At 67.3% G+C, this 19,456-nt stretch carries 22 protein-coding genes; 12 read left to right on the top strand and 10 right to left on the bottom strand.

Annotated elements, in window-relative coordinates:
- The first annotated feature begins 10 nt into the window (after window positions 1–10).
- From BR85_RS04990 to BR85_RS15625, 12 genes are all read left to right on the top strand, one after another.
- Complete coding sequence (locus tag BR85_RS04990) at window positions 11–922, top strand: cation diffusion facilitator family transporter (RefSeq protein ID WP_028495537.1); 912 nt, start codon at window positions 11–13, stop codon at window positions 920–922.
- A gap of 64 nt (window positions 923–986) precedes the next feature.
- Window positions 987–1,592: a copper resistance CopC family protein gene (locus tag BR85_RS04995; protein ID WP_166657792.1), complete on the top strand. Its 606-nt coding sequence runs from the start codon at window positions 987–989 to the stop codon at window positions 1,590–1,592.
- A gap of 43 nt (window positions 1,593–1,635) precedes the next feature.
- Window positions 1,636–2,118, top strand: coding sequence for a signal peptidase II (locus BR85_RS05000; protein WP_231478566.1), 483 nt, complete (start codon window positions 1,636–1,638; stop codon window positions 2,116–2,118).
- Window positions 2,115–2,450, top strand: coding sequence for a DUF6804 family protein (locus BR85_RS05005; RefSeq protein ID WP_028495539.1), 336 nt, complete (start codon window positions 2,115–2,117; stop codon window positions 2,448–2,450). The genes BR85_RS05000 and BR85_RS05005 overlap by 4 nt, the downstream gene beginning before the upstream one ends.
- Entirely contained in the window at window positions 2,447–3,055 is a 609-nt protein-coding gene (locus BR85_RS05010; protein WP_036272249.1) for a TlpA family protein disulfide reductase, read from the top strand. Before BR85_RS05005 ends, BR85_RS05010 begins: the two co-directional genes overlap by 4 nt.
- Complete coding sequence (locus BR85_RS05015; RefSeq protein WP_028495541.1) at window positions 3,052–3,819, top strand: cytochrome c biogenesis CcdA family protein; 768 nt, start codon at window positions 3,052–3,054, stop codon at window positions 3,817–3,819. Before BR85_RS05010 ends, BR85_RS05015 begins: the two co-directional genes overlap by 4 nt.
- Complete coding sequence (gene resB / locus BR85_RS05020; RefSeq protein ID WP_036272251.1) at window positions 3,800–5,518, top strand: cytochrome c biogenesis protein ResB; 1,719 nt, start codon at window positions 3,800–3,802, stop codon at window positions 5,516–5,518. The genes BR85_RS05015 and resB overlap by 20 nt, the downstream gene beginning before the upstream one ends.
- A complete protein-coding gene (locus tag BR85_RS15150; RefSeq protein ID WP_081782668.1) occupies window positions 5,515–5,796 on the top strand; it encodes a TFIIB-type zinc ribbon-containing protein in 282 nt (93 codons plus the stop codon). The genes resB and BR85_RS15150 overlap by 4 nt, the downstream gene beginning before the upstream one ends.
- Before the next feature lie 20 nt (window positions 5,797–5,816).
- Window positions 5,817–6,755 (top strand): cytochrome c oxidase assembly protein, encoded by a 939-nt coding sequence (locus BR85_RS05025; protein ID WP_036272253.1) that lies wholly within the window; start codon window positions 5,817–5,819, stop codon window positions 6,753–6,755.
- Between the two features lie 81 nt (window positions 6,756–6,836).
- Window positions 6,837–8,372 carry an apolipoprotein N-acyltransferase gene (gene lnt / locus BR85_RS05030; RefSeq protein ID WP_036272255.1) on the top strand — a complete coding sequence of 512 codons (1,536 nt, stop codon included), beginning with the start codon at window positions 6,837–6,839 and terminating at the stop codon, window positions 8,370–8,372.
- Between the two features lie 363 nt (window positions 8,373–8,735).
- Entirely contained in the window at window positions 8,736–9,752 is a 1,017-nt protein-coding gene (gene ccsB, locus BR85_RS05035; RefSeq protein WP_028495544.1) for a c-type cytochrome biogenesis protein CcsB, read from the top strand.
- A gap of 90 nt (window positions 9,753–9,842) precedes the next feature.
- Window positions 9,843–10,121 (top strand): DUF3105 domain-containing protein, encoded by a 279-nt coding sequence (locus BR85_RS15625; protein WP_231478612.1) that lies wholly within the window; start codon window positions 9,843–9,845, stop codon window positions 10,119–10,121.
- Between the two features lie 411 nt (window positions 10,122–10,532).
- Here the strand turns inward: BR85_RS15625 and BR85_RS05040 are convergent, their stop codons facing one another.
- From BR85_RS05040 to BR85_RS05085, 10 genes are all read right to left on the bottom strand, one after another.
- Complete coding sequence (locus tag BR85_RS05040; RefSeq protein ID WP_051526152.1) at window positions 10,533–11,102, bottom strand: hypothetical protein; 570 nt, start codon at window positions 11,100–11,102, stop codon at window positions 10,533–10,535.
- A 7-nt stretch (window positions 11,103–11,109) separates the two neighbouring features.
- Complete coding sequence (locus tag BR85_RS05045) at window positions 11,110–11,538, bottom strand: single-stranded DNA-binding protein (RefSeq protein WP_028495545.1); 429 nt, start codon at window positions 11,536–11,538, stop codon at window positions 11,110–11,112.
- Window positions 11,539–11,592: 54 nt separating this feature from the next.
- A complete protein-coding gene (locus BR85_RS05050) occupies window positions 11,593–13,365 on the bottom strand; it encodes a type IV secretory system conjugative DNA transfer family protein (RefSeq protein WP_028495546.1) in 1,773 nt (590 codons plus the stop codon).
- Complete coding sequence (locus BR85_RS05055; protein ID WP_051526153.1) at window positions 13,362–13,952, bottom strand: hypothetical protein; 591 nt, start codon at window positions 13,950–13,952, stop codon at window positions 13,362–13,364. Before BR85_RS05055 ends, BR85_RS05050 begins: the two co-directional genes overlap by 4 nt.
- A complete protein-coding gene (locus BR85_RS05060; RefSeq protein ID WP_424960588.1) occupies window positions 13,949–15,418 on the bottom strand; it encodes an ATP-binding protein in 1,470 nt (489 codons plus the stop codon). The genes BR85_RS05055 and BR85_RS05060 overlap by 4 nt, the downstream gene beginning before the upstream one ends.
- 20 nt (window positions 15,419–15,438) lie before the next feature.
- On the bottom strand, window positions 15,439–15,921 hold the full coding sequence (locus BR85_RS15515; RefSeq protein WP_051526154.1) for a hypothetical protein: 483 nt from the start codon (window positions 15,919–15,921) through the stop codon (window positions 15,439–15,441).
- Between the two features lie 55 nt (window positions 15,922–15,976).
- Window positions 15,977–17,440: an SCO6880 family protein gene (locus tag BR85_RS05070; RefSeq protein WP_028495549.1), complete on the bottom strand. Its 1,464-nt coding sequence runs from the start codon at window positions 17,438–17,440 to the stop codon at window positions 15,977–15,979.
- Complete coding sequence (locus BR85_RS05075) at window positions 17,437–18,786, bottom strand: conjugal transfer protein TrbL (protein ID WP_028495550.1); 1,350 nt, start codon at window positions 18,784–18,786, stop codon at window positions 17,437–17,439. The genes BR85_RS05070 and BR85_RS05075 overlap by 4 nt, the downstream gene beginning before the upstream one ends.
- A 33-nt stretch (window positions 18,787–18,819) precedes the next feature.
- A complete protein-coding gene (locus BR85_RS05080) occupies window positions 18,820–19,089 on the bottom strand; it encodes a DUF6112 family protein (protein ID WP_028495551.1) in 270 nt (89 codons plus the stop codon).
- 98 nt (window positions 19,090–19,187) lie between these two features.
- A complete protein-coding gene (locus BR85_RS05085) occupies window positions 19,188–19,454 on the bottom strand; it encodes a DUF6112 family protein (RefSeq protein ID WP_028495552.1) in 267 nt (88 codons plus the stop codon).
- Window positions 19,455–19,456 lie beyond the last annotated feature (2 nt).

Consider the following 19,456-nt stretch of genomic DNA (forward strand, 5'->3'; position numbering starts at 1 on the left):
AGGGACCAACATGGGCGCTGGACACAGCCACGACACGGGCGAAGCCACCCCCCGGAACAGGTTGCTGATCGCGTTCTCGATCACCGCATCGGTGTTCGTGATCGAAGTCATCGGCGCAGTCATCACCGGCAGCCTCGCGCTGCTCGTGGACGCCGTGCACATGCTGACCGACCTGATCGGGCTCGCCATGGCGGTCACCGCCGCGCATCTGATGAACCGGCCCCCGTCTGACCGGTACACGTTCGGGCTGCGGCGTGCGGAAGTGCTCGCCGCTCTCGCCCAGGCCGCCCTGCTCCTCGGTGTGGGGATCTTCGCGCTGGTTGAGGGCGTAAGGCGACTGTTCGAGCCGCCCGAGATCGCGCCGGGCAGCCTGTTGTTCTTCGGGATCGTCGGCCTGGTCGCGAACATCGCGTCCCTGCTGGTGCTGATGAGCGGTCGCACACGCAACCTGAACATGCGCGCCGCGTTCCTCGAGGTCTTCAATGACGCACTCGGCTCCGTCGGCGTCATCGTCAGCGCCATCCTGATCGCCACCCTCGGCTGGTACCAGGCAGACGCGGTCGCCGGCATCCTGATCGCTCTGTTGATCATCCCGCGCACCTTCATCCTGCTCCGCGCCTCCGGCAGTGTCCTGCTCGAATCCACCCCTCCCGGCCTTGACCTGGCGGAGGTACGCCGACACATCCTCGATCTCCCGCAGGTGGTCGCCGTGCACGACCTGCACGCCTCCCAAGTTTCCACGGACCTCCCCACTCTGACCGCACACGTCGTCGTCGACGACACCCTCACCTCGCAACAGTCCGCCCGGCTCCTGCGAGAGCTCCAGGAATGTGTCGCCGACCACTTCCCGGTGAGCATCGAGCACGCCACGTTCCAGATCGAACCGCAATCCCACCCCGGAGAACACACCACCCATGCCTAGCCCCCGCCGCTCACTCATCACCACCCTGGCCACCCTCCTCCTCGGAGCGGGACTAACCCTGGCGGTGGCGACCCCCGCCCAAGCACACGACGAACTGGTCTCCTCCTATCCGGCAGCGGACTCCACAGTCTCCGATTCACCGGCAGAGATCACCCTGTCCTTCAGTGGTGAACTCATTGCGGGAATGCAGTCCGCGGCCGTCGAGGTGATCGCCCCGGATGGGCAGAACATTGCCACCGATGCCCCGTCAGAGGATGGCACCTCCATCACGCAGCACCTCACCCCGAACCCGCCGGCAGGCATGTTCACGGTCCGGTGGAAAGTCGTCTCCAGCGATGGTCACCCGATCAGCGGCGAATACACCTACACCGTCGCACCCGGCGACACCGCCGCGAGCAGCCCCACCGCCACACCGAGCACGGCTCCGCAAACTCCCGTACCGTCCGCGGCCGCGACCGAAACGTCCGCTGACAACGGGTACGGCGGCGAGACCTCCGGCGGCGGCGACGCCTTCCCGATCCTCGCTGCCATCGGGGGAGCGATCATCCTCGGCGGCTCCCTCATCGTTGTGTTGATGGTCGGCAGGGAACGGCGACGCCGCGACCGTGCCGACGCCGCGCGAGCCGCCCGGGACACGACCGCGGGGAAGGACTCGACGGATGAGTCCTGACCAAGCACGCAGGTTCGCTCTCGCCTGCATCGCAGCAGCAGTTGTGGTGCTGATCGATCGGGCCAGCAAGGCGGCCGCGTTATCCACGCTCAGTGAGGATGAGCGGATCCCGCTGCTGGGTGAACTGCTCGGCCTGCAGCTGGCTTTCAACCCGGGAGCGCTCCTGTCCCTCGGGTCCGGGGCGACGTGGCTGCTCACCCTGCTGGGGGTGGCCGCGACCGCCGTGCTCATCGTCGCCGCCACTCGCGCCCGCACCACCGGCTCGGCGTTGGGAATCGGGCTGATCCTGGGCGGCGCGATCGGCAACCTCATCGACCGGCTTTTCGCCCCGCCGGCGTTCGGCCGCGGCCATGTCACCGACTTCCTCGCCTACGGCAACTGGTTCATCGGCAACCTCGCCGACGTTGCCCTCGGCGCCGGCGTGGTCGTCCTGGCCGGAAGTCTCTGGATCCGTCACCGCCGCACTCACACAACGGCAACGGATGATCCCACGGCCTCGGGTACCACCGTGGAGGCGGGACGATGACGGCGAAACAACGAACCCCCTCGACCTACCAGCGCAATGCGTTCGCGCCGAGCCTGCTGGCCGCGGCCGCCCTGTTCGTTGCCCCCGCGCTCATCGGCAACGACTGGTTTTTGGCGGTGCTGTTCCTGACCGCCATCCTGGGCGTGATCGTGGCGTGGTTCGCGGTGCAGGCGCGACAGTGGTGGTGGGTGCCCGTGTTCGCGGTGATCGTGGTGATCTGGAATCCGGTGTTCCCGTTCCCGTTCGCAGGGCCCGTCTGGACGGCCGCGCAACCGGCCGCAGCCGTGGTGTTCCTCGTCGCCGGTGCGCTGATCAAAGTGCGCCGCCCATGACCATCCGCAGATGCGGGACCCGGAGGGCTGTCGCCCTGCTCCTCGCCGCGACGTTCCTCACCGGGTGCGCGGCGGATGATTCGCTCGCGCAGCAGTACCGCGACGGCAACGAGAAGGGCTACATCTCCGGCGATTTCCAGGTCGTGGAGATCCCGCAAGCGGAGCGGGGTGATCCGGTCGTGTTCGAGGGGGTGACCGAGACCGGTGACACGGTGACCAGCGACGACTACCGGGGCGGGGTGCTGGTGGTGAACTTCTGGTACGCCGCATGTGGTCCGTGCATCGTGGAAGCGCCGCTCCTGGAAGAGGTGTGGCAGGACTACCAGGACCAGGGTGTCGCGTTCCTCGGAGTGAACACCTACGACCAGCCCGCCACCGCGCTCTCTTTCGCCCGCGACAACAACATCACCTACCCGAGCGTGATCGACGTGAACGACGGTCAAGTCAAACTCGCATTCGCACAGCTCACCCCCATCCAAGCCACCCCCACCACCCTCGTCATCGACCGCGACGGGAGAGTCGCGGCCCGGATCATCGGACAGCTGGCCACCGCATCCATCCTCTCCACCCTCGTCGCCGACACCCTCGCGGAAGACACCCCGTGAACCCGGGGACGGCGATCGTCGACGGCGCCCTCTGGGTGGCTGTCCCGGTCGCGGTGCTCGCCGGGCTGGTGTCGTTTCTCTCCCCGTGCGTGCTGCCGCTCGTGCCCGGCTACCTTGGCTACCTCGGCAGCACCACCACCGACATCCGAACAGTCGGAACCGGGTCAGGGGTCGCGGTGCGGACGGAGCGTGCACGGCTGTTGCTCGGGGTGGCGCTGTTCATCGCTGGGTTCACCGTCGTCTTCGTGGCCGTCACCATCCTCGGCGGCGCCTTCGGATTCCTGCTGCTGCAGTACGCGAACGTCCTCACCCGGGTGTTTGGGGTTGTCATCATCGTTCTCGGGCTGGTGTTCCTCGGACTGTTCGGGCTCGCCCAACGCACCCTCCGCCCCCGCACCCGAGGACGCGCGGGGTTGATCGGCGCGCCGTTGCTCGGCTTCGCGCTCGGTGTCGGCTGGACGCCGTGCATCGGCCCGACCCTCGCGGCGATCATCTCCATGTCGTGGAACCTGGGCGACCCGGCTCGCGCCGGCCTGCTCGGCCTGGCATACTCTCTCGGCCTGGGGATACCGTTCCTGATCCTCGCTGCCGGCTGGGGATGGGCATCCCGGTCCGTGACATTCCTGCGCCGCCACATCCGCGCTCTGAACATCATTGGCGGAGTGATGCTCATCCTCCTCGGGCTGCTGATGGTCACCGGACTGTGGACGGCGCTGATGTCGGCACTGCAACAGGTGGTGATCAATGTCCCCCTCCCGCTCTGAGACCGACACGACGAACAAGGCGGTCGATCCGCTCCGACCCCGCGACCACGCCGACAGCGACGACGGTGACAATGCCGCGGACGTGACCTCCCCGGCGCTCGGCATCGTGGGCTGGGCGAGGTGGGCGTGGCGGCAGCTGACCAGTATGCGTACCGCCCTGGTGCTGCTGCTGTTCCTTGCGATCGCCGCCGTACCGGGGTCGCTGTTCCCACAGCGCACCGCCGACCCCAACGGCGTCATCCAATGGGAACGAGATAACCCGGACGTGTTCCCCGTCGCGGACGCGATCGGGTTGTTCGACGTGTACCAGTCGCCCTGGTTCTCCGCGATCTACCTGCTGCTGTTCACCTCCCTCATCGGCTGCGTGATACCCCGCGCAAAGCACCACTACAAAGCCCTCCGGTCCCAGCCGCCCCGCACCCCCGCCCGCCTCTCCCGCCTCCCCGACTACCGGGAGGTCACCGTATCCGCAGGGGCGGCGGCCCAGAACGCGGCGGAAGAGGCCGTTGAGCTCGCGGAGCGACAACTGCGCCGCGCTGGCTACCGGGTGCACAGGTACGACGGCCGCGGATGGGCATCCGTCTCGGCGGAGCGCGGCTACCTGCGAGAAACCGGGAACCTCGTCTTCCACATCGCTTTGATCGGGGTGCTGGTCTCCGTCGGCATCGGCGGCGGGTTCGCATACACCGGACAGCGGGTCGTGGTGGAGGGCACCACGTTCGTCAACGCCCTCAGCGACTACTCCTCCTTCAACCCGGGCCGATTCATCGACGGAACCGGCCTCGCCCCGTACTCGATGACCCTCGACGAGTTCGAGGTCACCTATCAGCTGCCCGGTACCCCCGGCGCGGGGCAAGCAGGGGACTTCTCCGCCAACGTGACTATCCGCCAACCCGGGCAGGACGACCGCAGCGAGAGCGTCATCGTCAACTATCCGATCACCGTCGAAGGTGACCGGATCTACCTGCTCGGAAACGGGTACGCGCCCACCCTCACCATCCGGAACCCGGAGGGGCAAGTTGTGTACAGCGAATCGCAGCCGTTCCTGCCGCAGGACTCATTCATGACCTCCTTGGGAGTCATCAAGGTCCCGGACGGGATGCCTGAGCAGCTCGGCCTGGTCGGATTCTTCTACCCCACCCAAGGCGTGCTGCCTTCCGGCGCGTACACATCGGTGTACCCGGATGCGATTAACCCGGTGCTCACTCTCAACGTGTTCAGCGGTGACCTCGGGATCGATGACGGCACCCCCCGGTCCGTCTACACCCTCGATGTCGACGGGCTCACCCAGCACACCGGCGCCGACACCGGCGCCGAGTCGCTCGAGCTCACCCCCGGCGCGACCGCTGACCTTCCCAATGGGTGGGGGACGATCACCTGGGAGGACGACACCGCGGTGGTCGGTGAACCGGTGAAACGGTTCGCGTCGCTGCAGATCCAAAATGACCCCTCCGGTACCTGGGTGCTCGCCTTCGCCACCCTCGCCACATTGGGACTGATTGCCGGGATGTTCGTCCCCCGCCGCCGCGTGTGGATCAAAGCCCACGCCACCCCTGCGGGCGTCCGCGTCGAGTACGCCGGCCTCGCGCGCGGCGAGGACCCGACCCTCCACAAAGCCGTCCGCGACATTGCGGACACTCATGCCGCCGCGTTGACCGACACCACAAGCCACATCCCTCCCGAAGGAGAAGACCGATGAAATGTCCCATTGACGATGCCCTGCTCGTGGTGACCGAGCGTTCCGGTGTCGAGATTGACTACTGCCCGCAATGCCGTGGCGTCTGGCTGGACCGCGGCGAACTGGACAAGATCATCGACCGCACCTCCGACTCCCGCGCACCGGAATACCCCGCACCACCATCACGCGACTCCCACCACGGCCGTGGTGACTCCTCCCGAGGCAGAGACGATTCCAGGGACGTCCGAGGAGGGAAACGCCGCCGGGAGGGGTTCCTCGGCGAACTCTTCGACTTCTAACACTCAACCGAGATGACACCGTGAACGACTGGATCCCCGGAGCTGGGCCGACACTGCTCGGCTTCCTCAGCCCTGTGCCGTTGCCGTTGCCTCTGCTGCCGCTCGTGGCCGGCGTGCTCGCGGTCGGCTACCTGGCCGGCGCGGTGCGGCTGTGGTCGCTGGGGCGTCGGTGGCCGGTGTGGCGCACGGTCAGCTTCCTGCTTGGCTGCATCGTCCTCGCCGCGGTCACCGGGCTCGGAGTCGAGGGGTACGGGTACGCGCTGTTCTCGGTGTTCATGTTCCAGCAGCTCACCCTGATGATGGCAATCCCTCCGCTGCTGGTTCTCGGCTCTCCCGGCACGCTGTTGCTCCGCGCCACCCCCCACCACGGCGCCGGCCTCCTGATACTCCGCGCGGCACATGCGGGGCTGCGCAGCCGGACCGCCCGGTGGCTGCTCAGCCCGTGGCTGGCGGTCCCGTTGTACCTGGCCGCGTTCTACGGCCTCTACCTGGCGGACTTCGCCGACCCGATCCTTGCCACCGTCACGGGCCACACTCTCCTCGAGGTCGGGTTCCTGGTTGCCGGGATGCTCTTCACGATCCCGATTCTGTCCTCAGACCCCCTCCCGGTGCGGATGAGCCACGGTGGACGCGCTCTGGATGTGTTCGCCGAAGCCGCCCTGCACGCGTTCTTCGGCGTGTTCCTGATGATGGCCACCAGCATCCTCGTGCAAGGGTTCGCCGGGCCGACGAGCGCGCTGGGAATGGACCCGATCGAAGACCAACGCCTCGCCGGTGGCCTGGCCTGGTCCTACGGCGAAGCTCCCACCCTGCTGATGCTCATCTACGTGATGCACCGCTGGTTCCGCGAGGACACCGCCCAGGCCGTCGCCGCCGACCGCCGCGCCGACGCTCACGGTGACCCCGAACTCGACGCATACAACGACTACCTGACCCGACTGCACCAGAAAGACACCTGACCGATGCCCACGACCCTGCCCCCTCCTGCCCCGGCTGCTGCGCCGGAGCGCGGGACGCCACAGCTTGCGCCGTCATGGTCGATGCCGCTCTGGGCGGCGGTAGCTGCGGCCGCCGCTGCCGGGTTCTTCCTGGATGTGGCGTCCGCGCCGGTCGGGTGGTGGCCACTGACTTTCGTGAGCGTCACGGCCGCCCTGCTGAGCCTGATCGGCCGCAGCATCGGCGGTGCACTGCTGGTCGGCACCGTCTTCGGGACCGTGTTCTACACCGCCCACTTGGTATGGGTGGGGGAGTTCCTCGGCCCGGTGCCGTGGCTTGCCCTCGCCGGGCTGGAAGCGATCTTGTTCGGCGTTGGCGCGGTGCCGATCGCCCTCGCCTACCGGTGGACCGCACGTCACCGGCCACGCGGCGCCGTGCAGCTGCTCGCGGTGCCGCTACTGGTCGGGGGGCTGTGGGCGGTACGCGAGGTGGTGATGGGAGCGTGGCCATACTCCGGCTTCCCGTGGGCGCGGATCGGGATGACGCAGGTCGGCGGGCCGTTCGTCGAAGTCGCGTCGTGGACGGGCGTGACCGGCTTGTCGTTCCTGATCGTGATGGTATGCGCCGCCGTGGTGCAGTGGCTGCGTGCGGGCGGGTTCCGATTCGCCCGCGGCCTGCTCCCCGTCGGCGTCGTCATGGTTCTCCTGGCTGTGATGCCGCAGTTCCCCACGACCGAGGCCGGGGCATTCCGGGTCGGATGGGTGCAGGGCAACGGCCCGACCGGGTACTTCGACGTAAAGGCGCCCGGCGACATCCTCGCCGCTCAGACCACCGCGACGCGCCCTCTGTACGGGCAGCCGATGGATCTGCTGGCCTGGCCGGAAGGCGGCGTCGACGCCGACCCGCTCAGCGACCCCGCCGCCGCTGCGGCGCTGGACCGTGTCGTGAAGGCAGCGGGAGCACCGTTGTTGATGAACGCCGCCACTACCCGCGGCGACAGGATCTTCAACACGTCTCTGCTGTGGACCGCAGATCCCGCGGACCGGCAGTGGCATGACAAGGTCAACCCGGTCCCGTTCGGGGAATACGTGCCCGACCGGTGGTTCTACGAACTGATCGTCCCTGACCTGGTCGGTCTGATCCAACGCGAATACACCCCCGGCACCAACCCCCCGCTCGTGCAGGTCGGAGACGTCGGTGTCGGGTTGGCGATCTGCTTCGACGTGATCTACGACACCGTCATCTGGGACGGCGCCCAGCAGGGTGCGCAAATGTTCGTGTTTCAGACCAACAACGCCGACTTCCGTGGCACCGACGAGAACCTCCAGCAACTCGCGTTCGCCCGCATGCGCGCCATCGAAACGGGCCGCGCCGTCGTCAACGTCTCGACGGTGGGCACCAGTCAGGTGATCGCCCCCGACGGCACCACCATCGACAGCATCGGCGTCGATACCGCCGGTGCGTCGATCAGCACCGTCCCGCTGCGCACCGGCCTCACCCCGTCGACCGTGCTCGGCCCCTGGCTAACCGGATTCCTCGTCCTCGCCTCCGGTACCGCTCTCGCGGCGGCCGGATTCTCCCACCGCGCTCACACACGGGCGGGCGACACGGATCCGACCGGCCAAGGGAGGCGCCCATGACCGCATCGCAGGTGATCCCCAGCGAGGCCCCTGGGGAAGGTGTGCGGAGGGCCGAGGACTGCGGGGCGCCCCTACACTCGCAGAGATCCGAGTGCTCCGGCCGGGTCTCCGCCGACGCACCCTGCTGGGCGGCGGGGACGGCCGGCCTGGTCGCCACGATGATGGCGGCCCACTGGTGCCGGCTGCGTTCGCGGCCGCCTATCCGTCCTGGGACGTGCACTTCGAGGTGTATCCCGACGGAACCGCCGTCGACTCGCTGGCGTGGCTGCAAGCGGACGCAGGCTGACCCATGTCCCCGTATCCGCAGCGTCGCCACGCTTTGCCCCATCCCTTGTACGCAACGATGAAGAGGACCACCCTGTCATGACCGGACCCGACGCGCTCTCCCTCGACGGCATCTCACTGCTGCTGGTATGGACGGCGATCGCCACCTACCTGCTCGCATTCATCGCGTACGCCGTGGACCTCGCCCAACGCTCCGTCCCCGCTAACATCCCGCAGCGAGAGCCGCTCCTGGTCGGCGCGGGCACAGCCGACAGCTCGCAAACGAAGACCACTCAAGCTGACCCGGTCGCCGGTATGCCCACGCCGCCCGCCCAGCGGCAACGACTGCTCTGGGCGCGGATAGGGACGTCGGTGACGGTCCTCGCGTTCCTATTCCACCTGGCCGGCACCATCCTGCGCGGGATCGCCGCGGAACGGGTGCCGTGGGCGAACATGTACGAGTTCGCGCTGACCGGCACCGTCCTGATTGTCGCGGTGTACCTGGCGGTGCTCCGCCGCGTCGACCTCCGGTTCTTGGGGACGTTCCTGATCGGCATGGTGGTGCTGCTCCTTGGCGGGGCGACGATCACGTTCTATGTCGACGTCGTCCCGCTGATGGATCCGCTCAAGAGCGTGTGGCTGGTCATCCACGTCTTCGTCGCCTCGCTCGCCACCGCCCTGTTCGCGATCGCGTGTGGCCTCTCCATCACCCAGCTGATGCAAACACGCCGTGAACGCCGCGCCCAGGCATCCTCGGAAACCGCCCGCCGCTCCGGCCCCGGGTTCCTGCGCACTCTGCCCCCCGCCGACGCGCTCGAATCACTCGCCTACCGGTTCGCGATCGTGGGATTCGTGTTCTGGACATTCACTCTGATCGCTGGCTCGATCTGGGCGAACGACTCCTGGGGCCGCTACTGGGGCTTTGACACCAAGGAAGTGTGGACGTTCGTGATCTGGGTGCTCTACGCCGGCTACATCCACGCCCGCGCGACAAGGGGATGGCGTGGCAGCCGCTCCGCGTGGCTGTCCATCATCGGGTTCGTCGCGGTGCTGTTCAACTTCACCATTGTCAACATGTTTTTCAAAGGACTCCACGCCTACTCCGGTTTGGGCTGAGCCCTCCGGCAGGCGGGCCGCACAATGCTGTCTGGCTGATCTGCGGCGTCTATGACCAACCCGGTGCCGAATGAGAACGCGGGCCACTCCATGGAGCACAGCGCCGTGTGGACAATATATGACCCCGACGAGGTCGCGGGCGATGACCTCGCGGCACTCAAAAGCCACTTGCCCTCGTCCTATGTCGTTCTTTGCCACTATGAGGGTCTGGATACGCCGAGCGTGATGTCCAACTGGAACCAGCAGCTGAAGGTTGACTCGGCCGACGACGAGCGCATAAGTGAGTCCTTGAGGAGTACTGGCGCAGCGAGAACGCCCCGAGTCGAACGCCGTCTGCACTGGCGCGTACGACGCCCCGGGAAGCAATGAACCGCAGCGAGAACGTACACGCGGCCCCAGCCCGAGGATGGCGTCGGTGGCGGAAACGTCATCCTTGTACTGCTCGCGATCGGCGCGCTGGCGTTCGCGTTGAGATGGCACATGGGATCTGTATGACGACAAAGTACAGCTTGACGAACGTCATGATCGCGCTTCGACCCTCGACCGCCGCCGCGCGTTGTCACGCGACCAGCGAACACCGCCTTCGTCTGCGCCGTGTCGAGCTTGCGAGGATTTGGGCGTCGTGGGGTGGCGAGGGACGAATACCCCGCGTCGGCGTCGGTCACGCCAGCAGTTCGCTAGCCCGCACGTACATCGTTGACGTGGCGCCATTGGCAGCATCAGGTCACATCGGAGGTCTGGAGGACGATGGATCTCGATGCTCCGGGAAGACTTGACGAACTACTCGGAAGCGTCGGCCGCTGCCGCGATGAACGCGTCCTCGATTGCCCGCCTTCGCGCGACGTCTTCGACGACGAACCCGCGGAAGTCAGCTGCCCGATCGATGATCGTGACCTCTTCGACCGACGTCGCCGGTTCCTCCCCGGGCCAAGCCGTCTGACGTGTAGTTCTGTCGCGGTCGAGGCGCGAGCCGCAGGCCGTGACCCAGTCGTGCAGGCGTTCGCGGGCCTCGGCGAAGTCCTGGTGCCAGCCGAGGGGAGCGGAGCCATGCTGTTCTTCGTCGTAGGCGCATAGCCAGTGCAGGTGTAGGGCGGAGAGTTCCCAGACCAGTTCGGAGTGGCGATGCCACAGCGGCGGGATGATCGACGGGCCGAGCCCGTAGTTACGTCGCAGCCAGTTGACCCACCTGTCGAGCTCGACCCACTCGAATGCCGCTCGGTCCGAGGTGAGCACGTTCCAGTTCACTGGGTGGGGCACGCTCGGCAGGCCATCCGCCTCACCGTCGGGGCCGTCCGGCGGTGGGGGCTCGAACTGGTACCCGAGAAAGTGCAGGGGCTCGTCGGCGGTCATCAGGCGCTCAGATGGCCACGGGGCGGACCGCCGGCTTTGCCGTCGACGGGGCGGATGCCGCCACAGATGGAAGTGCGTTGCGGCGGCGTTGCAGGATGTAGTTCGTGCGCGCGGAGTCATGGCCGAGGCGCTTCGCGACGAACTCCTCGGTCTCGACCGTTTCGCCGTCGCCTTCTCGCGTCGAAGTGTGCGTGTAGCCCTCGGCGATGAACACGTCGCCCTTGTTGAACATCGCGTATGCCCGTTCCGCGTTGCGTCGGAACATGACTAGGTCGTGGTAGGTGGTTTCGGTCTGAATGAAGGTTCCGTCTTCGTTACGTTCGAAGTGCTCCTGCCCGACGCGCACCCAGAAGCGGGCTTCGCCTTTCGCGTTGAATGCGAGTTGAGGCTGCGACGCGATGAACCCGGAGAGAGATTGCTGGGTGTGGATAGTCATCGGATGCTCCTACCAAAGGGCCGCAGGTCGGCCATCACCTGATAGGTGCGTCGCCTATCCCCGCCGCAGTTGTTCCTCGACTCGAGCCCGATCGGCACGGAGGTCGGCGGCATCGGGTCGGGCAGTCCATTCGCGCATGCGCGTGACGATTGGTGGCGCCGACCTCAGCAGTAGGAGCGCCGTGCCGTACGGCATCGTGCGAATCACGTCGGGCGGCATGATCGGAACACGGCGCGTTGATCGCTGGTTGGAGCGCATGCCGCGTTCACCGATAGTGATCGAGTCGGTAGTCTCGTCGCGGTCGCCAATCAGGATGGCGATGTCTTGGAGGTCTCGAGACCCTGAGGCGCCGCCGAGCACGATCTTGGCGATGCTCGCGTCCCATATCGCCGTGGCTGCGTTGTCGCCCCACCGCTGACGGGCCTGCGCGAGTGACTGAAGCACCGGCATCGTGGTGATGCCGGTGCCCCCACCTTCGGCCATCAAGACAGGCAGTGACGGCAGCGGGGCAAGATTGCCAATCTCATCCAGCGCGAGAAGCAGCGGCGGGTCGAGGCGGGCGCCTGGGGATCTCGCGGCAACCCGCCTTGCTGTCTCGACGAGGTCTTCGACCAGTGCGGCGACGAGTGAGGAGGAAGCGCCGGCACCGGCACCCGTCGCGAGGAGGTACAGGGTGCCGTTACGTCGGAGAAAGGTCTCCGGATCGAACTGCTCGTCCTCGCTCGGGCTGACTGCATCGAGAACACGAGGGTCAGCCAGCGCCGCCAACGCCAGGGAGACGCCCTGCCAGATCGAATCGCGCGTGCGGGGGTCGGCGTCGATCATCGCTTCAAGCGACTCGGCCCATCCCGTCGCGGCGGCAGGGTTGGATGTGAGGATCGCGACGGCATCCTTCGCCGCGGCCGGGTCGAGCGTCCAGCGAAAGAGCTCACCGGGTGAGCGGCTGTCGAGCGCTGCGGCGTGCAGCAACGCCTGAAGGGCTGTACGGGTCTTGCCTTCCCAGAAGCCGCCGTTTTCCACCCCAACGCTCGACAGGCCTGTACCGGCTGCGAGTCCCGCGGCGCGAATCATCGCGGTGAGTGGGAGCTCGCAGCCGCGTACCGGCGACCACCGCAATCCTGCCGGTACTCCCGGAGCAAGACGCTGCGGATCGAACACGGCGACGGGCCCACGTCTCATACGCGAGCGAATGGTGGCCGTGAGGTTGTCCGGCCTGGTGGAGGTCGTGACGACGGCGCCAGGTGCATCGAGGATCGCGTTGATGACGATGTGGGCGCCCTTCCCTGACCGTGGAGGGCCGATCACGAGGATCGAATCCTCGACCGACGTCCACACCTTCGTTCCTCGTGCCACGCCCACCAGGTAGCCGACGTCCTCGGATCTCGGCTCGTCGACGGACGCGCGAAGGTGAGCAGCGCGCTTCAGCAGCGCGTGATCGGAGGCGGCGCGTCGCACGTCGGCCGAAGTCGCGATCCCAGCAATCCGGTTCGGGTCGGACCTGGCGCGATGAGTGTGGTTCCGGATGGCGCGCCATACCCACCATCCCGAAACGCTGAGAAGCGCCACGAATGCCACGACGACGGCCCAGTACGCCCCGGCGTTTAGCCCAGGAGATCCGAGTGGCGCCCCCGGGTCAGTGGGGGAGCCGAAGACACCGAGTCCCGCTGCCAGGCCCCCTGTCGGTTGCGCCGCTCCCGATAGGAAGGCGGCGAGATTTCCGCCCACTCGCAGGATCCCGGCGATCGCAACGGCCCCGCCCAGAGCGAGCAACGCGACGTTGGTCAGCCCGTCGGGACCGGAGACACCGACACCGTGGGGACCCGTCATGTGACGATCCCGAAAACACACGTGCCGGAGATTCTCCCCACGAGGACGATCTCGCCCTCGGCGGTCACGCGGCAGAGCCCCGGTTCCAGCAATGCGCGAGCGGACCCGTCTGCCGACGCTTTGACGTGACGCACGATGATCGCTAGGGCTACCTCTTCGCCCGGGAGGAAGCCTTCTTCGCCGTAGACAACGCGAGGCGGCTCGATCCAGGGTGTCGCATCGATGAGTGCTGCAGGTGCGGCCAGTGGCTCCGCCGGAGCGCCCGATCCTCCGTCCCGGACCTGCGGTGGCGCACTCGGGGCGACCGAGCCCTGCAGCGGCCGGGTGATGAGGTCGGTGAAGACCGTGCCGTCTGCCTCGTGGACGACGACCCGCACCGGCGACCCGCGAGCGAGCAGGACCGTGTCTATGACTTCCGCAAAGGACGCGCGGGCCCAGGGTGCCCCGAACCGAGGTGGTTCCAACGGCGTCCCATCGACGGCGACGGTCATCGTGCCGTCCGCCGAGATCGTCATGGTGATCACGGGAAGTACCGCCGGCACGCGGATCGCGTCGGTGGATCGTCGTAATGCGTGCGCTGTCGTCATTTCACGCCCTCCGTCATCCGGCTCGTCGTGTCGAATGCTTCGAGCTCCGCGGGGTGTAGCTGGTGCTGGACCACGAAACTGCGGTCTTTGATCCTCCAGAGGCCTTGGCCTGTGGCCAGGCCGGGCAACAGGCTCTGCTCGGTGCTGGTGAGGCCCAGCGCGGTCGCCGTCGCTCCGAGCTGGTCGGATTCCTGACGGTAGATAATTCGGGTCTCCGCGTTGGCGAGGAGCGACGATGCGATCGCGCGCATGGCGGAGCCCTGGTCGCCGACGTTGTCCAGGTCGGAGAGCTTGTGGAAGACGAGCAGGTTCGCGATTCCGTAGTGGCGCGCGAGCCGCCACTGCGCATCCATGCGTCGCAGGAGGGCGGGATGCGACATGAGGCGCCAGGCTTCGTCGTAGATGACCCAGCGCTGCCCACCGTGAGGGTCCAGGAGGGCGGACTCCATCCAGGCGGATGAGCACGTCATGAGGACCGAGACGAGCGTCGTGTTCTCGGCAACGCGCGACAGGTCGAGCGAGATCATCGGCAGAGTCGGGTCGAAGGTGACGGTGCTGGGACCGTCGAACAGTCCGGCGAGATCTCCGGCGACGAGCCGACGGAGTGCGTGCCCGACGACCCTGCCGTCCTCGACGACGCGGCGGTCGGATTGCTGAGATGCGTCCGGGGAGAGGATGCGTTCCACGACCATCGGCAGGATCGGGGTCTCACATGTGCGGACAGTGTCCGCGAGAGCGAGGTCGATCGCAGTGTGCTCCAGTGGGCTCAGTGGTCGTTCGAGCACCGTTTCGGTCAGGGCGCCGATGAGGTCGCGGCGACGAGAGGCGACCTGACCAGCCCAGCTCTCGTCAGAGACGCCGGATGGTCGATGCCCTTCGTCGAGCGGATTGAGTCGGTTCGCCATGCCGTGCCCGAGCACGATTGCCTGCCCACCGACCGCTTCGGCGACGGCAGTGTGTTCGCCCTTCGGGTCGCCGGGTACGTAGACGCGGCGGCCGAAGGGGATCGAGCGCGTGTAGAGGCTCTTCACGAGCGATGACTTACCGGAGCCCACGATCCCTGCCAGGACGATGTTCGGCGCGGTGATCATCCCACGTGAGTACAAGACCCACGGGTCATAGACGAATGACGCACCCGAGTAGAGGTCCTGGCCGACGAAGACGCCTTGCGAGCCGAGTCCGCCTTCGGCGAGGAACGGGTAGGCTCCGGCGAGCGTCGCACTGGTGTCCTGGTGGCGCGGTGTCCGCAGGCGGCCGGGGGTTCGGAGCGCCGCGGGCCGCGACTCCCCGGCGGCAGGCAGGTAGGACGTCGCGCGTAGATCCGCGCGCTGCGCTTCGACCTCGGCCCGGTCGGATTCGGTGGTGGCAGCGCGAGTGGCGGCACTGAGACGCTGGGATGCCTTTCGTCGGGCACGACGCTCCTTCCTACGTTCGCCTGCCGGGTCCACGAGCGTTGTGGTGTGTATGCGCTCACCCCCTTGCGCGTTCACAGCGACATCCCGTTGCGGCGGTGAACTTTCGCGCCAGACCCCTGGAAGGCGAAGGGGCCAGGCCGCTGAAACGAGTCGTTCGGATTGACGCGGGGCGCAAGCGATTCCGAGACCGGCGGCGCGGCAGCGGCGGAGGAGCCCCATGCAATTCGGCCGGAGTGCTGAGATGCCCGATCCAAGGCCAGGCCGGCCCGGGCGACGAGGGTCGACGCACGGCGCAGCGCGAGGGCGGCTGCATGGGCTTCCTCCACCCCTGCCCAGTGATCGCCGTCGTCAGTTCGGGCGATCGGGTCCGAGCTGGTGTGCGCGAACGCGAGCTGATCGAGCACCTGTTCGAGCGATCTCAGGCCGCCCAGCAGGTCCCCGACCACCTCGTACGTCTGTGCCGGGTCATCGAACGTGCGCGTGGCGTGCGCGAGAGCGCGCAGAGCGTGACATGCTTCCTCGCCATCGACGACAGGATCCTGAAATGTAGGCATTGCGTGTCCCTTGCAACAGAAGTCGTCAGTCAGGTGCGCGAGGTGTCCCCGCGCGTCATACGGTTCGGCACAAGGGCAGCGCGGCGACGGTGAACGCCTGCGCCTGCTGACCCACGAGCCTCCGTGTTTCGCAGGCAGCTTGCACGGCGGCCTGCTCGATCGCCGCGACTGCGGCATCCAGCGCGTCGACGCTCGGCGCCGACACGGCGACGAGACCGGTGAAACGCAGCACGCCGTGACCAGCCGTGAGGTCTGACTCTTGCTGCACGACGTCGTTGTACTCGGCGGTGCGCGCGGCATCCTCGATCTGCCCGACCTTCGCCCGCTGCGCGGCATCCGAGAGAAGCCCCACTTTCTTTCTCCTGATGTCCCGCGCGGCGAGGTCGGCACGGACCGGCGTGCACGTCAGAGTGAATGTGCGTTGTATGCCCGAGGTCAGCAGCAAGGGGGAGAGGAAGCCGGGGTACACCTGCGACCGCGGCCACTCCGAGATCCAGAGAACCGCGTGGTGGGCCGAGTCGGTACGCAGCCGGTCCCAGGTTTCGGAGACTGCGATGGGGCCGGCCGTTGCGAGAGATCGACCGATGTCTCCGTGTCTCTCGAGCGCGGGAGCGGCTGCGGGGTCGTATGCGGAGCGCAGCACGACCGCGACCTCGCCTGGGCTCAGCCACCCTGTGGGCGTGAGGTCGGCTGCCCGCAGTGCTGCCGCGAATGTGGTCATCTCCTGACGCAGTACGCTCGCGGCCCCCTTCATGCCACCCCCGGCGGCGCGGATCTGGCGGGCCGCCGCGCGCATGTCGAGCGCGAGGGCGACTGTTGTCTCGTGTCGTTCGCCTGCTGGGCCGGCGCGCTCAATGAGCTCCTTGTAGGTGACCGCGGGCCAGGAGTCATCGTCGACGCCGTGCCGGGCCCACCATTCGGCGAGCCCGCTTCCGGAGCTGGGCACCGTGCGCTCGGAGATCTGCACGCGCGCGATGCGGCCCGACCGGCAGACCGTCGCGAGCACTCGCCCCCAGCCGGCCACCCGACGCTCCTGTTCGCCGCTGTCGAGAAGAACGAAAGCCGGATGCGTGATGCCGGCGATCGCCGTCAGGGTCTGAGCGTGAGGGTCTTGGATCATGGCGGCGCCCGTCTCGGGGTCGACCCACTCTCGGAGCGCGGCGGCGTCGCCAGGGAGTGCGAGCGTGCCCGCGGGGCGCGGCTTGGCCAAGTCCGCGCGGAATCGCAGCTGGCCGCCGACGCTTCGCCACACCCAGAGGGTTGAGATCGGCACCCATTCAATGAGCTTCCGACCACCCACGGGGACGAAGGCAAGAGCGACGCTTGTCACCCAGATCGGTGAGGTGAGGCCGAAGAGGATGCCGCCGCCCAGGTACACGGCGCTGGTGAACGCGATCAGTCCGATGGCGAGCGTCACGAGCTGTGCCAGGGAGAGGCCGAGCATCACGCCTCGCTTGGACAGACGGGAGAACTGAACCGGGTGCAACTGGTTCGCGCGCGGTGGGTTGTTCGCTGTCATGCTGTCGTCCTTTCGCGCGGAGTGGGGATCGGTCGCGGGGGCGGGGGCGGTGTGCGCGGCTGTGGGATCGGTTGCCCGGCAGCCGGGGAGGCTGTCGGTGCCGGTGGCATGTCTGCCGGAATGGCACCTTCGGAATGTCCCATGGCTGCTGATCCGGTGGCGTTGCCGAGCTTGGGTCCGGCGGAGGCAGCCTTGCCAGCCACCTGACCGCCGACGATGACTGCGGCGGCCGGGCCGGCGGCCGCCGCAGCTCCTGAAGTTCCTGCGCCTGACGCTGCTGCCCCAGACGCTCCCGCGCCGGCACCCGATCCGGTGGCGCTGCCGGCGGCGCTCGTTGCCACCGGGGTCGCCGACCCGCTCGAGGTGCCGCCTCCGTCGAGGATCGACTTCGCAGACTTCGCGGTCGCGGGGCTAACCGGCACCGGGACGGGCCGATTCAGCGCTCCCTTAGCCTCCTGTTCGGTCGACATCGCGTGGTACATATCGACGCCGACGAACGAGATGAACTTGTAGGTCATGTATGGCGCGAAGGCTGCGACGAGCATGAGTACGACTCCGGCCACGGGATCGCTGATGGAGGCGAGATCAAGGTCGATCGGCGCCGCGGTCTGGTTGATCGCGACGAGGAAGAGGACGACGAGCACGAGCTTGGAGAAGACGAGGGCCACAACGAACGCCACCCACTTGCCGAACCAGCCGCGGGTAGCATCCCAGGAGAATCCGGCCAGTGCGATCGGCGCGAACACGATCGCCACCAGGAGCAGGGCTTTGCGGATGAGGAGAGAGAACCACACAATCGCGGTGGCTGCGATCGCGAGTCCTGCGAGGAAGATCGTCATGATCGCGCCGACGCCGGGGCTTGCGATGTTGATCGCGACCAGCCCGGCGGCCATCAGGGCGATTCTGTCGCCCATTCCCTCCATCGTGTTTCCTGTTGCCTGGACGATCCCGATGGCCAGCTGATCCGTGATCTCCAGCAGCGTCGCCGTCAGGGCGATTGCGATGAACGAGCCGAGCACGGACTTGCCGAGCCCCACAGCAGCCCGTGAGAGCGCGGTTGGATCGCGATGCGCCAATCCGGTGATCAGTTGCAGGCAGAAGAACACGAGCATGATGAACAGCGCGACGCCGAAGAGCAGGTTGTACACCTGGGTGTACTGGTCACCGGTGACGTCGACGAGTGTGGTTGTGTCGAACACCGCCCAGACCGCTTCGAAGAACCACGCGGCGGCTGCGGCGAGCGTGTGGGCGAGCCAATCGAAGGGCGCGGCAACGAGCGATGTGACACCCGACCCGACGGTCTGGCACACCTCGGCGATCGCCGGGATATCGCAGACCCCGCCCACTCGCGTCGTTCCTCTCGATCGGCCGCGTCTCGCTCAGACGGACTGGCCGACACCCCAGAAGAAGTTCACGAGCGTGACCGACGCCCCGCAGATGAGTGCCGCGCCGCACGCTACTAGAACGCCGAGCTTGCCCCTTGAGGCGAGATGGGGGTTCGATGAGTTGGCTCCATACCCCCACGCGACAGCGGCGATGATGAGGGCGAGCACGGCGAGAATGAGCCCGACTGTCATCACGGCGCCGACGATGACGCGGAGTTGCTCGATGCCGGGAAGTCCCGACCCGTTGGGAACGATGTCGATCACGGTCGTGCTCCTTGTCTGCGCAGAAACGAACCTGCGTACAAGGTGCGTGCGGCGTCCCCGAGATCCGTCGACGTGCCCAGTCCATGTACGCACTCTGGCTAGAGCTGTTGCCCGACCCCAATGAGGAAGTTCATCCAGGCGACCGCCGCGCCGGCAAGTGCCGCTGCGCCGACGGCGACAAGGAGGCCGGTACGGGCTCGCATGGCCGACTGGTAGTTCCCGCTCGTAGACGCGATCGCCCATGTGGCGGCGCAGATGAGGATCGCAAGTACCGCGAAGATCAGAACGTACATGAGGAGCGCGCCGACGATCGCGCGGAGGTCGCCAGCTCCTCCAACCGCTCCGAAGTCCGGGAAGATGTCCATTT

The sequence above is a fragment of the Microbacterium sp. UNCCL10 genome (assembly GCF_000746195.1).
In the GTDB taxonomy this organism is placed as follows: domain Bacteria; phylum Actinomycetota; class Actinomycetes; order Actinomycetales; family Microbacteriaceae; genus Microbacterium; species Microbacterium saccharophilum.

Bases quoted from the DNA above. Each gene is read 5' to 3' on its own strand.
- BR85_RS05070 (WP_028495549.1), bottom strand. From the start codon at position 17,440: ATGACAGCGAACAACCCACCGCGCGCGAACCAGTTGCACCCGGTTCAG.
- BR85_RS05040 (WP_051526152.1), bottom strand. From the start codon at position 11,102: ATGACCGCCGACGAGCCCCTGCACTTTCTCGGGTACCAGTTCGAGCCC.
- ccsB (WP_028495544.1), top strand. From the start codon at position 8,736: ATGACCGGACCCGACGCGCTCTCCCTCGACGGCATCTCACTGCTGCTG.
- resB (WP_036272251.1), top strand. From the start codon at position 3,800: ATGTCCCCCTCCCGCTCTGAGACCGACACGACGAACAAGGCGGTCGAT.
- BR85_RS04990 (WP_028495537.1), top strand. From the start codon at position 11: ATGGGCGCTGGACACAGCCACGACACGGGCGAAGCCACCCCCCGGAAC.
- BR85_RS05055 (WP_051526153.1), bottom strand. From the start codon at position 13,952: ATGACGACAGCGCACGCATTACGACGATCCACCGACGCGATCCGCGTG.
- lnt (WP_036272255.1), top strand. From the start codon at position 6,837: ATGCCGCTCTGGGCGGCGGTAGCTGCGGCCGCCGCTGCCGGGTTCTTC.
- BR85_RS05010 (WP_036272249.1), top strand. From the start codon at position 2,447: ATGACCATCCGCAGATGCGGGACCCGGAGGGCTGTCGCCCTGCTCCTC.
- BR85_RS05005 (WP_028495539.1), top strand. From the start codon at position 2,115: ATGACGGCGAAACAACGAACCCCCTCGACCTACCAGCGCAATGCGTTC.
- BR85_RS05050 (WP_028495546.1), bottom strand. From the start codon at position 13,365: ATGACGGGTCCCCACGGTGTCGGTGTCTCCGGTCCCGACGGGCTGACC.
- BR85_RS15150 (WP_081782668.1), top strand. From the start codon at position 5,515: ATGAAATGTCCCATTGACGATGCCCTGCTCGTGGTGACCGAGCGTTCC.
- BR85_RS05045 (WP_028495545.1), bottom strand. From the start codon at position 11,538: ATGACTATCCACACCCAGCAATCTCTCTCCGGGTTCATCGCGTCGCAG.
- BR85_RS15625 (WP_231478612.1), top strand. From the start codon at position 9,843: ATGGAGCACAGCGCCGTGTGGACAATATATGACCCCGACGAGGTCGCG.
- BR85_RS05085 (WP_028495552.1), bottom strand. From the start codon at position 19,454: ATGGACATCTTCCCGGACTTCGGAGCGGTTGGAGGAGCTGGCGACCTC.
- BR85_RS15515 (WP_051526154.1), bottom strand. From the start codon at position 15,921: ATGCCTACATTTCAGGATCCTGTCGTCGATGGCGAGGAAGCATGTCAC.